At 57.3% G+C, this 12,909-nt stretch carries 13 protein-coding genes; 7 read left to right on the forward strand and 6 right to left on the reverse strand.

The genetic code is table 11. The annotated features are described in order from the left end of the window. The first annotated feature begins 33 nt into the window (after positions 1-33). Positions 34-2,772, forward strand: coding sequence for an ABC transporter permease (locus VO84_RS14905; protein ID WP_058188366.1), 2,739 nt, complete (start codon positions 34-36; stop codon positions 2,770-2,772). Between the two features lie 211 nt (positions 2,773-2,983). On the opposite strand, the gene VO84_RS14910 is transcribed toward VO84_RS14905, so the two are convergent. Both VO84_RS14910 and VO84_RS14915 read right to left on the reverse strand, forming a co-directional pair. Then, positions 2,984-3,343 (reverse strand): hypothetical protein, encoded by a 360-nt coding sequence (locus VO84_RS14910; protein ID WP_058188367.1) that lies wholly within the window; start codon positions 3,341-3,343, stop codon positions 2,984-2,986. Positions 3,344-3,627: 284 nt separating this feature from the next. Further along, positions 3,628-4,401: a helix-turn-helix domain-containing protein gene (locus tag VO84_RS14915; RefSeq protein WP_058188368.1), complete on the reverse strand. Its 774-nt coding sequence runs from the start codon at positions 4,399-4,401 to the stop codon at positions 3,628-3,630. A gap of 212 nt (positions 4,402-4,613) precedes the next feature. Here VO84_RS14915 and VO84_RS14920 point away from each other — a divergent pair, with 212 nt between their 5' ends. Further along, positions 4,614-5,066 (forward strand): response regulator, encoded by a 453-nt coding sequence (locus tag VO84_RS14920; RefSeq protein ID WP_197414039.1) that lies wholly within the window; start codon positions 4,614-4,616, stop codon positions 5,064-5,066. Positions 5,067-5,158: 92 nt separating this feature from the next. On the opposite strand, the gene VO84_RS14925 is transcribed toward VO84_RS14920, so the two are convergent. Continuing rightward, positions 5,159-5,542 (reverse strand): hypothetical protein, encoded by a 384-nt coding sequence (locus tag VO84_RS14925; RefSeq protein WP_058188370.1) that lies wholly within the window; start codon positions 5,540-5,542, stop codon positions 5,159-5,161. A gap of 125 nt (positions 5,543-5,667) precedes the next feature. Between VO84_RS14925 and VO84_RS14930 the strand changes: the two genes are divergently transcribed. The 4 genes from VO84_RS14930 (at position 5,668) to VO84_RS14945 (ending at position 8,257) form a co-directional block, all read left to right on the forward strand. Further along, positions 5,668-6,129 (forward strand): SRPBCC family protein, encoded by a 462-nt coding sequence (locus tag VO84_RS14930; RefSeq protein WP_058188371.1) that lies wholly within the window; start codon positions 5,668-5,670, stop codon positions 6,127-6,129. Between the two features lie 138 nt (positions 6,130-6,267). Further along, on the forward strand, positions 6,268-6,972 hold the full coding sequence (locus VO84_RS14935; RefSeq protein WP_231737956.1) for a tetratricopeptide repeat protein: 705 nt from the start codon (positions 6,268-6,270) through the stop codon (positions 6,970-6,972). Between the two features lie 203 nt (positions 6,973-7,175). Continuing rightward, positions 7,176-7,799 carry an RNA polymerase sigma factor gene (locus VO84_RS14940; protein WP_231737958.1) on the forward strand — a complete coding sequence of 208 codons (624 nt, stop codon included), beginning with the start codon at positions 7,176-7,178 and terminating at the stop codon, positions 7,797-7,799. Then, positions 7,796-8,257 carry a hypothetical protein gene (locus VO84_RS14945; protein WP_058188372.1) on the forward strand — a complete coding sequence of 154 codons (462 nt, stop codon included), beginning with the start codon at positions 7,796-7,798 and terminating at the stop codon, positions 8,255-8,257. Before VO84_RS14940 ends, VO84_RS14945 begins: the two co-directional genes overlap by 4 nt. 52 nt (positions 8,258-8,309) lie before the next feature. Here the strand turns inward: VO84_RS14945 and VO84_RS14950 are convergent, their stop codons facing one another. Further along, on the reverse strand, positions 8,310-8,654 hold the full coding sequence (locus VO84_RS14950; RefSeq protein ID WP_197414041.1) for a phage holin family protein: 345 nt from the start codon (positions 8,652-8,654) through the stop codon (positions 8,310-8,312). A 95-nt stretch (positions 8,655-8,749) separates the two neighbouring features. On the opposite strand from VO84_RS14950, the gene VO84_RS14955 reads away from it, so the two are divergent. Next, a complete protein-coding gene (locus VO84_RS14955; protein WP_157439904.1) occupies positions 8,750-9,583 on the forward strand; it encodes a hypothetical protein in 834 nt (277 codons plus the stop codon). A gap of 126 nt (positions 9,584-9,709) precedes the next feature. On the opposite strand, the gene VO84_RS14960 is transcribed toward VO84_RS14955, so the two are convergent. Both VO84_RS14960 and VO84_RS14965 read right to left on the reverse strand, forming a co-directional pair. Further along, positions 9,710-11,242, reverse strand: a complete 1,533-nt coding sequence (locus VO84_RS14960; protein WP_157439905.1) for a tetratricopeptide repeat protein — start codon at positions 11,240-11,242, stop codon at positions 9,710-9,712. A gap of 99 nt (positions 11,243-11,341) precedes the next feature. Further along, positions 11,342-12,868 carry a tetratricopeptide repeat protein gene (locus tag VO84_RS14965; RefSeq protein WP_058188375.1) on the reverse strand — a complete coding sequence of 509 codons (1,527 nt, stop codon included), beginning with the start codon at positions 12,866-12,868 and terminating at the stop codon, positions 11,342-11,344. Positions 12,869-12,909 lie beyond the last annotated feature (41 nt).

A 12,909-nucleotide genomic window follows, 5' to 3' on the forward strand; every position in this document is an offset into this window, starting at 1 on the left:
GAAGGACGAACGGACGATTGCGAGGTGGGGTGGATGATTTCGGAACTGAAGTCGTGGATGCGGGCGATGACGCAGCGGGGCAGGCTTGAGGCGGAGATGGAGACGGAGCTTGCGGAACATGTGGCTCATCGCACAGAGGACCTGATGCGGGCGGGCATGACGAGAGATGACGCGGCGCGGCAGGCACGCGTGGAGCTGGGACCGATGTTGATGCATAAGGAAGAGATGCGGACTTCGCTGGGATTGAAGTGGTTTGATGAGTTGGCGAGCGACCTACGTTATGCGCTACGGCTGCTGCGGAAGAGTCCTGGGTTCACGTTGATTGCGGCGGGATCGCTGGCGCTGGCGATTGGGGCGAATTCGACGATCTTTGCTGTGGGACGACAACTGCTGTTTGGGCGCGTGACGGTTCCGCACCCGGAGGAACTGCGGAATTTGAACTGGCTTGGCGGTAAGCACACGCCGGGTTTCGGCATGTGGGGCGAGTGGTCTCCGGCGCCGGAGGGAGGAACAATAGCGCCGATCTTTTCCTATCCCATGTATCAGCAGTTGAAGGCTGAGAATCATGAGATTGGAGACCTGGTAGCGTTCAAGGGAGACAGTATGAATGCTACGGTGCATGGGGATGCACAGCGGGCCGATGTGGTCCTGGTATCGGGAAATTTCTACGAGCAGATGCAGGTGCGCGTGCAACTGGGCCGGCCGCTTGAGCCCGCTGACGATGTGAAGGAGGGCGCGGGGACGGTCGTAGTGATCAGCGATGGGCTCTGGACCCGGAAGTATGGGCGCTCGCCGGCTGTGCTTGGACAGATTGTGCGGGTGAATCAGCAACTGATGACGATTGTGGGCGTAAATCCACGCGGGTTTACGGGCATTAAAGGAGCGATGGACTCGCCGGATCTGTTTGTGCCGATCACCATGCTGCCCGTGATCGATCCCAAAAACTGGGGCAAGCAGCCAGTGATGACAGATCCGAATATGTTATGGGTGAATATTGCGGCGCGAACCAAACCCGGGATTAAGGATGATGCTGCGCAGGCAACGCTGGGGGCGAAGTACGAGTCGGCTCTGCGCGGGACGGTGAAGTTGAAGGATGGGGAGACGCTGCCGAAACTTGTGTTGGCGGATGGAAGCCGCGGTCTTCACATGATGGATGAAGAGATTGAGAAGCCGATTTATGTGCTGTTTGGGTTTACGGTGCTGCTGCTGCTGCTGGCGTGTGTGAATGTAGCGAATCTGCTTTTGGCGCGTGGCGCACAGAGGCAGCGCGAAATCAACGTGCGCATGGCGATGGGCGCGCGGCGGGGAAGGATTGTGCGGCAGCTGTTTACGGAGAGCCTGCTGCTGGCAGGGTTGGGCGGTGTTGGCGGACTGATGTTGAGCATTGCTGGACGCAACCTGCTGCCGCGGCTAATGGAGAATCCGTGGGAGACGGACACGGCGCAGATTCCGTTCGACTGGCTCGCATTTGGATTTACGCTGCTGGTGACGTTTGCTACGGCTACAATCTTCGGGCTGCTGCCGGCGTGGCTGGCGGCGCGGAATGAAGTGAGCAGCCAGCTTAAGGAGAGCGGGCACCAGGCTACGCGGCGTCGCAAGGCATGGAGTGGCAAGGGGATTGTGGCGCTGCAGATTGCGCTTTCTACTGTGCTGGTGATTGGCGCGGGCGTGTTTCTGAGAACGGTGCTGCAACTCAATTCGGTGGACCTTGGATTCGATCCGAATCATGTGCTGATGTTTGATGTTCAGCCGCCGGCGAAGAAGTACGCGGATGGCAGAGACGTGCTGTTGCATAAACAACTGGAGCAGAAGATCGCGGCTGTGCCTGGCGCAGAGTCCGTGTCGCCGGCGTGGATGCCGCTTGCATCCGGCAATATGATGAATTCGGACTTTGTAACCGAAGATAAGCCAGCAGATGGCAAGAACCCGCCGGAATTCCTGAATGCGGTGGGCAATGATTACTTCCATACAATGCGAATTCCGATGATTACGGGACGGGCATTTGGTCCGCAAGATACGAGCAGCTCCGTGAAGGTGGCGGTGATCAATCAGGCGCTGTCGAAGAAGCGGTTCCCGAATGGCAATCCAATCGGCAAGCGCTTTCGCACGGATGATCCACCGAAGGGCGAGTGGATTCAGGTGGTGGGTATTTGCGCGGATACGCGGTATGCGCAGCTGAAGGATGAACCGCCGCCGGTGTTTTATCTGCCGTATGTGCAGCAGAAGGAGGTGGGCGGAATGACGTACCAGATTCGCACGCATACGTCTGCTGCTGCGCTGGCGCCTTCGATACAGAGGATTGTGCAGGGGCTTGATCCGGATCTGCCGATGATCGACATTCGTACTGAGCGGGAGCAGATTGACGCGACGATGCAGATGGAGCGAACGCTGGCGACGTTGACAACAGGGTTTGGCTTGATGGCGCTGATACTGGCTTCCGTGGGGATTTACGGGATTATGGCGTACACGGTGTCACAGCGGACGAATGAGATTGGGATTCGGCTGGCGCTGGGTGCGGAGCGAGGGCAGATTCGCGGAATGATTCTTGGCGAGAGCACGTGGATCACGGCGACGGGTCTGGTGGCGGGCGTTGCGGGAGCGCTGGGGCTGGTGCGACTGGTGAAGTCGATGCTGTTCGGGATTGCGCCGTATGATCCGGTGACGCTGGGTTGCGCTGTGACGGTAATGCTGGGAGTGGCGGTGATGGCGAGCTGGATTCCGGCGGGGCGTGCGGCAGGCGTGGAGCCGATGGAGGCATTAAGGCATGAGTGAGGCAGGGGAAAAGGTACAGAGGGACTAAGGGACTTAGGGACCTACGAACTGACATAGGGGCAAGGTTGCGGAGGATTGCGGCCTTGTTGTTGCACTAAAAATGGGGCAAAGTGAGAAAATGGAAAAATCAATGTAACAACTTACATTTAAATAAGTTGTCTATATTCTTTTACTTGTACGCGATGGTTACTGAAGTTCGCAGAAATTTTTTTCAAGTCGCGCTGCTTGATTGCAGGCTGGTTTCGGCTCTCAGTACGGCCTTTTCTGCTGCTGAAAAGCATTGGCTGGCGATGCGGGCGGCGGCGAGCAGTTTTGCGGCTTCATCCTGATCAATGGCTCGGACGAGGATGCCGCGACCGACGCACGCTATGAAGTCCTGAACCTCGGCAAGTCCAGTCAGATCAGGCATGGCATCGCGATAGGCATCATGAGCAGCTTTGCTGGCGAAGTACTCCTGTGTGCCTCGGGAGATGGCCTTGTCGTAGGCCTCCTTCCATATTTCGAGGCAGAACTGAACGGCCTCGTTGGAAGTTGGCCGCTTGATGGCTTTGAAAGAGACTCCAGTGGTCATAGAAATAGCTCCTTGCCGACCGCGAGGCCGGACGAAAAACGTGTGACTTTTTCGGGATATTTCAAGTATCGCAGAAACGGGGATAATTCTACGCAAATTGAGCCAAGTTTTTTTGTCTTTAGAATGAGCGGGTTAGAAAATATTTTATGGAAAAGGGCTTGACAAAAGATTTCCACAGGGCAGAAAACGGAGTTCGGGTTGGTGATCCCATCCTTCCATAAACGTGGAAGGATCGGCTACCGGGTATCGGGTGGGATGAAAATGAAGAACGGGATTGAGAAAACTTATCCGCTTGCAGAATCTTTCGACAGCCACCACACGACCTCGCCGACCGCTTTCCATGCGGATGAATCGGTCACGTCGACGGGCAAGCAGTGATAGTTTGCGGAGACCATAATGTCCGCGGCGGAGACACGACGTAGGCGCGCTACCTTGAAACCGTGGTCGCGGTGAGAGAAGACGGCGATCTTGCGGTTCAGCTGTTCGCGATCTGTTATTGCGGTATCCACGCAGATGATGGAATCATCCGGAATGAGCGGCATCATGGAATGGCCGGAGAGCTTCATGCAGAGAGCATGTTCCGGGTGCGGGCACCAGCTTGCAGGAGCGATGAAGAGATCAACGATCTCGGCTTTTGCGATGGTTATGTGAGGTCCAGGAGGATACTCGTCGCCATAGGCTTTAATGTTGAACAGCGGTACGAGGACCATCTCATGCGGTTGATTGAGGATTTCCCTGCTTCTCTTTCCCGCGAGGAAGATCCTGAAGTCCTTGAGGCTGACCTTAAGCGATGAGAGTGTGGCGTTGAGTTTGTTTCCTGAGAGATTGGCTGGATCGAGCCCGGCTCTTTCCCAAAAGTAGGCTCCGCCGGGAAGTCCGAGCAGGTTTCCCATCGCCATATAAGAAGCCGCAGTGGGTTCGTGGGTTCCGTTAAGCCAGCGAGTCACGGTCGGAGGGGATACGCCTACAAGTGCGGCCAGGCGCTTCTGCGACAGATCCAGCTTACCGAGGAGCGACCGGACCTCTTGCGACCACTGCGATTTTTCCTGCTTGGCCATGTCGTCCTGTCTGTCGCCGGATTTTCATTGGTGCAATTTCACTAATGAAATCAATAACTTATAGCAACATGAGTAATGCTACCAGCATCGAAAAGGTCGTAGCTAGAGGTTTCATAATTTGTGACGAGATGGAATTAGCGGATGTGATTTAACCTCATCGATTGCATTTGTGCTGTTTGGAAATATCGCCTTCGAGGTTCTCTCCTTCCCAATTGCGTTTCCGTTCTGTCCTAGATGAGCTTGGGAAAACAGGTGTTCCAATGGCGAGTGAAGCAGGTGCTGCCAAGATTCTGGTGGTGGAGGACGAAGAGACGATCGCAGAAACTCTTCAGAAGATATTTGCCATTGCCGGATACGAATGTCATACATTTTTTTCGGCAGAGAAATTCCTGGATCAGGAAGACGCAGGCTGGATTCCTGACTTTGCGTTGCTAGATGTAATTCTTCCAGGAATGGATGGTCTGGAACTCGCTTTCCGCTTGCAGAGCCGCTATCCGAAGACCAGGATTACGCTCTTTTCCGGACATACTCAAACAGAAATGATTCTGAAAGAGGCCAAGAAGCGAGGCCACGATTTTCATATCGTTGCCAAGCCGATCCATCCCGATGCGTTGTTGGAGTTGATTTGTAACGCACTGGCGGGAAAAGAAGAAAAGCGAGTATAAGGCCGTCTTTGTCGCGGCAGAACCGGCTTAGCGACTGTCAACGATGCGTGCGGGGAATCTGCGGGTTTCCTTGCAGCGAGAGATGAGGGCTGTTATGCGTTGATGCCGACGGGGAGTTGCGGGATGTTGCCTTCGGATTTGGCTTCGTCGACTACGGCGTCGAGGTGTGAGAGGACTTCTTCAACGGTCATGGTGTAGATCTCGCGGCGGGAGTCGTAGCCCTCGCCGATGATTTGCTTAAGGTAGCGTCCGGCGATCTGCGCGGCGAGCTGATCGGTGATGACTTTGCCGGTGCGCTTCTTCTGCTCGACCCAGGCGATGGCGGGCATGGCGATCCACATGGGGCGATCGTTGACGTCGAAACGGATGTCTATGGCGTCGGCGTGGCGCGTGGCGATGGCGACGATGTTAGCCTTCCAGCGGCAGTGCAGGTCTTCGCTCGTCCAGCGGTCAGAAACGTGGAAGTCTTCGTACATGAGTTAAGCGTATCGCTCCGGGTGGCTTAGCGCAACTAAAGACGAGGGGCGAAAAAACAGGAAACTGATTCTCTGAGGTTGATTTCTTTTCGATAAAGGACATCCAAGCTTTTGAGGCGAAATTGATGATTTATCGGCTGGAGAGAGTGACATTCATTCCAAGATCGAAAAGAGAAGTGTTTGCGTTTTTTTCAGAGGCGCACAACCTGGAACGGATTACGCCGCCGTTTCTGAAGTTTCACATCCTTACGCCAGGGCCGATTGCGATGCAGGCGGGGACGTTGATCGATTATGAACTGACGCTGCATGGCCTGCAGATGAGATGGAGGACGCGAATCGAGGAGTTCGTGGATGGCTCGTATTTTGCGGATGTGCAGTTGAAAGGGCCGTACCGGATGTGGCGGCACAGGCATGATTTTGAAGATGCGGAAGGCGGCACGCAGATGACGGACCGCGTGGGTTATGAGCTGCCCTTTGGGCCGCTGGGGCAGTTCGCACGATGGCTGTTTGTGCGGCGGCAGGTGGAGCAGATTTTCAACTATAGGAACGAAGTGATTGTGAAGGAGTTTGGGAGTGCGGCGGCTTAGTGGTTGCCGGCTATATGGGGTGGGTGGACGCTCATTCTATCGCGCTGATAGACTAAACAGGTTGCATTGGCAGTGCCTTTCTACGTTGTTGGACCCGCCTGCACCGAATCCAGAGTAAGGAAAAGACAGAAACCGACCGTGGACACACAGACCCGTCATGCGCTGAAACAAGATAAGTTTGCCCAGGCTACCGCCAGTGGCGTGAGCTGGATTGGCGAGCATCGCTCCAGCGTTGTGCGCTGGGTGATTGCCGCTGTTGTGGTGCTGGTGGTAGTGGTTGGCGCGGTGATTTTCTGGACTGTGCAGTCGAACGCTGCGGAGAATGCTCTGGGCGCTGCGATGGATGCCTATTCGGCCCCGCTGAATACGCCGGGCGTGCCTGCGCAGACCGGGTTTTATAACACCGCAGCTGAGCGGTCAAAGGCTGCGAACCAGAAGTTTGCCGATGTGGCCAAGCAGTATGGCTACCTGCCGGTGGCAGCGAAGGCGCATTACTTTGCCGGGATTACGTTTCAGGAGCTGAGTCAGACTGGTTCGGCGGAGACAGAGCTGAAGACCGCCGCAGGGGCGTGGGACAAGAACACGGCAAACCTGGCCAAGCTGGCGCTGGCGGGGCTTTATCATCAGACGGGCCGCGATAGCCAGGCGATTGACCTGTACAACGAGCTGGTCAGCAAGCCTTCTGCGACGGTGACGGCTCCGGTGGCGCAACTGGCGTTGGCGGATCTATATGTGGCCGAGGGCAAGAAGGATCAGGCGCGCGCGTTGTGGGCGAAGATCAAGGACGGCGACAAGGATGGCATGGCGGGTTCGCTGGCTGGACAGAAGCTGGCGGGGCAGTAAGACAGGGACTAGAGAATAGGGACTAGGAAAAACATCCCTCGGGGGCTAAAGCCCCGCTCTATTTCCGGCGATTGTGGCAGGGCTAAAGCCATGCCCTTTCAAAGCAAAGACAAGCTAGAATCGGAGGGGCTGCCTGAGGGCAGTCCTTTTCGCGTTTTCAGGCATGCGATGAGCAGGTATGCGGACTGTTGCGTCAAGTGTTTATGAGCAGCGCCGGCCTGACAATGGGACCAGCATTTCTGCCAACATGGGCAGGAACGACCGGGAGCGCCGTGGGCGACGAGACGAACGAACAGGGCTCGAAAGAGATTTTGAGCGAACAGGCGCTTGCCGCCATGGTGGGGCAGTATGCCTCCACGCTTTACCGTGTTGCGTACTCCGTGCTGCGGAATGCCGAGGATGCCGAGGATGCGGTGCAGGAGGCGTTTCTGCGGGTGCTGCGTCACCGGGACACGCTGAGCGAGGTGCGTGATCATCGCGTGTGGCTGATCCGGATTGTATGGAACATTGTGCTGGACAAGAAGCGCCGGGTCAAGACGCGCCCTGAGACGGATGATGTGGCAGAGCTGGAGCGGGTGCTGCCTGCGAGCGGGCTGACCGCGGAGGAGCGCGCGGCTGCGGCGCAGCATCACGGTCATGTGCTTGCACTGGTGGAGACTCTGCCGGGCAAGGAGCGCGAGGTGCTGGTTTTGTCAGCATTTGAAGAGCTTTCGAGTGTGGAGATTGCGACGGTTCTGGGGATTACGGAGTCGAGCGTGCGGTCGCGGCTATTTCGAGCGCGAAACCTGATGGCGGAGCTGCTGGAGCGGCCAAGGAGTGGACGATGAATAATTTGGATCGGAAAAAGCTGCAGGCTGGTTTTCAAGGTGAGGCAGATGCAACGTTACGGCTGATTGCGAGCCTTCCTGCGCCGGAGAAGCTGGTGGAGCGGGTGCGGGATGGGTTGCGTACGGGGGCTTCGCCCAGGGGCGCACGAGTGCTGGAATGGCCGGTAGCTGCGCGGCAAGGTTTCGATTGGCTGCGTGGAGCGGCGGCTGCGGCAATTGTCGGTGTGGTGGTGGGCGGTGCGTGGTGGATTTCCGCGAGCGCGCCTGCATCGGGTGGAAGCGCGGTTGCGACGCCGGTGCATGTGCGGCCAGCGGGCGGGTTCTCAAATGCGGGCGCGATGCGTACACCGGATACGCTAAACGGGCCAGTGCTGAAAAAACAAGGATCTAAGGACCCAGGGACAAGAGACAAGGGACAAGGGATAAACGCTCCGCAGGAGCTGAAGTCCCCTCGCTGATCGGGTCAGCGGCGTACGGGCTTTAAAAAGCCCGTACGGTTCCAATTGTTGGCTATGCTTCTTTCAGGATGGCGCGGATAAGCATTCCCAGAAGCGCAAGAATGATAGCGCCGATGAAGGCCGGCAGCAGTCCCGTGACATGGAAACCGCGCACGATGCTGGATGCGGCGAGGATCATCAGGGCGTTGATGACGAGCAGGAACAGGCCCAGGGTGAGGATGCTGATGGGAAAGGTAATGATCTTCAGCACGAGCCCGAGGGTGGCGTTGAGTAACCCAATGACGAGCGCGGCTATGAGCGCAGCGGTTAAATTGCGGACTTCAAAGCCGGGAACCAGCTCCGCGGTGACGATAAGGGCTATGGCGCTCAGCAGCCAGTGAATCAGTAGTCTCAACATTACATGCACTCTCCTTGCGAAGCTATGTTAACCGAATCTCAGCGGATGGCAAGCGTCTATTCTGAGAGCAGCCTTTGGTGAATGCCTGGATGCCGATGAGACGATTTACCGCTGCTTTCGCTGGATTTGTTTTGACCACCTGTTTACTTGCTGCGCAGGCGAGCGCGCCGTTGCCGGATGTGCACCAGTTGATGCGCGAGGTGGTCGAGCATCAGAAGCAGCTGGACAAGGTGCGCGAGAGCTATACCTATACTTCGCTGCAGACCACGCAGGACCTGGACGCCAATGGCAAGGTCACCAAGACCGAATCGACGGAGAATGAAGATTTCTTTGTGAATGGTCATGCCATTGAACGCGCGGTGAAGAAGGACGGCCAGCCGCTGAGCCCAGGCGAAGAGAAAAAAGAGACCGAACGCATCACCAAGCTGGTAGAGAAGGCGGAGAAGACACCGGCCGATCAATCGCTTGAAGGGCAGACGGTAAGCATCAGTCATCTGCTGGAGGTTATGGATGTGAGCGCGCCGCGTCGCGAGAGCTATCGTGGCCGTCCGACGATTGTCTTTGATTTTGTGGGCCGCAAGGATGCGAAGACGCACGGGATGGTGGAGGATGCTTCGAAGAAGCTGAAGGGGTCGATCTGGATTGACGAGGCTGACCGGCAGGTGGCGCATCTGGAGGTTGTGTTCGCGGATAACTTTCATGTAGCGGGCGGGCTGCTGGCGAATATCCAGAAGGGAACGACCTTTCACTTTGATCAAGCGCCGGTGGCGGACGGTCTTTGGCTGCCCACGGGCGGCGAGGCGATGGTGCAGGCCCGCGTGCTGCTGCTCAAAAACATGCGGCAGCACTTTATGGAGAAGGTGTACGGCTATCAACGTTTCAAAGTAGAGACAGAGCAGGCGAAGGATGCGAAGGTGAAGAAAGACTAGGGATTAAGGGAACAAGGGACTGAGGGACAAGGTCTATATATAAAAGGCAAGAATTATAGGCGGCTATAGATATACAAAGGACGCTCTTTGCGCCGTTCAAGATCACCACTGTATTTGCCTGCTGTACTACGGATTCGTCGTGTTGCCGCAGGCGGCAAACATGGAGTTGAGTTCGGCGTCGGAGGGGTCGCGTCGTGCCGCGCGGCGCAGCGGGGTGATGGCCTGGGAACAGTCATGCGCGGCGAAGGCAGCGCGGGCCCAGTTGCGGTCTATACCGGGGAGAGACGGATTCCACTGGGCGGCGAGAGCAAATTGCTTTGCGGCTGTATCAAATTTTCCTGCCATGGCGGCGTGGACGCCGAGATTGTTATAGCTGCCGGCGATGAGAGGCGTGAGGTGCTGCAAAAATTCTTGAAATGCAGCGGTGTCCTGCGCTGAGGCGATGCGAGTTGTCGCGAGTTGATCAATGTCCACTTCGAGGCCTGTGATGCGCTGCTCCTGCTGTTTCCTGCTGCGGTCGAGTAACGATTGGGAGATGGAGAGCTCGCGCGCGGCTTCGTCCTGATTGCCTTTGGCAGACAGGATGCGTCCGAGCTGATAGTGGGCACGCTGAATCTCCCAGAAGTTGTGCTCGGGATTGACGGTGAGCTCGATGGCGCGACGGAGGAGTGGCTCGGCATCCTGCGGACGGTTGAGATGAAAGTAGAGCGAACCAAGGTGCAGGAAGTTTGAGGAATTGCCGGGAGCGAGCTCGGTGGCGCGCAGAAAATCAAATTCAGCCTCTTTGTTGTCACCGCGCCGCTGAGCGATGAGACCGAGTTGCTGATAAGAGAGGGCGTCGTCTGGGTTGAGAGCCAGTTCTTTGCGGAATTCATTTTCCGCGAGGGCGACGTTGGCGTTCGTTTCGTCCATGTAAGCGGCGCCCAACGAGTAATGTGCGGTGGGTAAGGACGAGGCCAGCTCGAGAGCGCGCTGGAATTCGGGGACCGCGTCGTCCGGATACCTGCATAGACCGTAGGCTCGGCCGATGTCCATGTGATGGCGTGCGGAGTCTCCGTAGGTATTCAGAGCAGCGGCGAAGATGGGCTTTGCCTGAGTGTTGCCGCGAATGGAGAGCATGGCGACGGCGAGAGCGTACATGTTGTCATAGCTGGGATCAGAGTAGGCTGCAGCCAGGTAGGCATCGAGTGAAGCCTGATGATATCCCAGAGCATGGAGAGCCTGGGCGATGATTTTCTGCACACGCGAGCGCTGAATTCGGGTGAGCGGTGCAGCACCGGGAGCGAGCACCGGTGTGAGAACCGCAAGCGTCTTACGCGGATCGTTACTGTCCATTGCGGCGCGAGCGTAATCGTAGATGAGCGAAAAATCCGCGGGCGCAAGGGTAAGCGCTTCGTTGTAGACTGGCGCGGCATGAGTGTAGTCGCCAATGTTGGCGTAGCCAGTGGCGACGCTTTCAAGCGCGGCGAGCAAAAAAGCAGTATGCTCCGCATCGGCCTGGGCGAGATCGCCCTGATCCTGCATGCGGTAGGCCAGTTCGTAGTGATGTTGCATACGACTGGTTGCATCTGTCGGGCCCGGCGGTGAATACGGCTGTTGCCCATAACAGCTTAAGAGCGTGACGCCAAGCAGGATGGGCAGCAGAGAACGAACCCACACAGCAATCTTCTTGCGCGTTTAGTTTCAGCTTGCGAACGACGCGGGCAAATAAAGACGGGAAAGTCTCTCGCGTGGGAATCGAGACTGTCAATCAATATTTCAATGGGCTGCATTGCAGGTGGCGAGCATGGAGCTGAGTTCCATGTCAGAGGGGGCTTGTTGTGCCGCGCGGCGCAGCGGCGTGATTGCCTGGGAACAGTCATGCGCGGCGAAGGCGGCGCGGGCCCAGTTGCGGTCTATGCCGGGGAGAGACGGATTCCACTGAGAGGCGAGTGCGAATTGCTTTGCGGCTGTGTCGAATTTTCCAGCCATGGCGGCGTGGACACCGAGGTTGTTGTAACTGCCGGCGATGAGCGGCGTGAGGTGCTCACGAAACTGCTGAAAGGCGGCGATGTCCTGCGCTGAGGCGATGCGGGTTTTCGCAAGCGGATCGGCAGTTACTTCAAGGCCTGAGATTCGCTGGTCCTGCTGGCTCTTGCGTTCGAGCATGGATTGCGAGATGGTGAATTCGCGCTCAGCTCCGGCCTGGTCGCCGCGTGTGGCGAGGATGCGTCCGAGAATGTAGTGTGCGCGCTGAATCTCCCAGTTATTGCGTGCTGGGTTCACTGTGAGCTCGATGGCGCGGCGGAAGGCAGCTTCGGCGTCCTGGGGGCGTTTGAGGTGATCGTAATAGAGCGACGCGAGGATCATGTAGTTGGATACGTTGTTGGGGGCAAGCTCGATGGCATGGCGGAAATCTAGCTCGGCTTCATGGTCGTCGTTGCGCGCAAGCGCGATGCGACCGAGTTGCTGGTAGGAGAGAGAATCGTTGGGATTGAGGGCGAGCTCCTTGCGAAACTCTTTTTCGGCGAGTTCAGGAGGAGAGTTTCCGCTCATGTAGGCCGCGCCGAGCGAGTAATGCGCGCCGGGGAAAGAAGGATCGAATGCGAGAGCCCGCTTAAACTCCTCCACTGCATCGTCTGCATAATTGGTTTGGCCATAAATGCGGCCTATATCCATGCGATGACGGGCTGAGTCGCCGTAGTTTCGCAGCAGTACAGCAAACAGGGGCTTTGCCGCATCGTCACCGCGAATGGCGACCGTGGCTGCGGCGAGTGAATACAGGTTTTCGTAGCTGGGCTCAGCATAAGCGACGGCCAGGAAGCCGTTGAGCGCGGGCTGAAAGTGGCCTTCTCCATAGAGCGCCTCAGCAATACTCTTCTGCGCCTGAATGATCTGGACACGAGTAAGCGAAGAAGCGCCTGGCGCGAGGAGGGGCTGGATAAGCGCGAGGGCTTTGCCGGAATCTTTCGCGTCGATCGCGGCGCGGGCGTAGTTGTAGCGGATGGTGAAATCGTTGGGCGCCAGGGTAAGCGCATCCTCATAGACGGGGGCTGCGTGGGCGTAGTCTCCGGTGTTTGCGTAGCCGGTGGCGACGCCTTCAAGAGCCTCAATGAGAAAAGCGGTATGTTCCGCGTCAGCGTGCGCGAAATCACCCTGCTCCTGCAGCCGATAGGCCGCTTCGTAGTGGAACTGCATGGGGCTGACGGTGTTTCGCTGGGCGGGGGGCGGGGAAGGCTTCTGCGCGTAACAGCTTGCGAGCACGACGCCGAGCAGGACGGAAGGAATTGTGCGGAGCCTGATCAATGTTGCCCTGTGCTTGCCGGTCAAAGCGTGTGGGGAACGCG

The sequence above is a fragment of the Occallatibacter gabretensis genome, assembly GCF_001449115.1.
Classification (GTDB): Bacteria; Acidobacteriota; Terriglobia; order Terriglobales; family Acidobacteriaceae; genus Telmatobacter; species Telmatobacter gabretensis.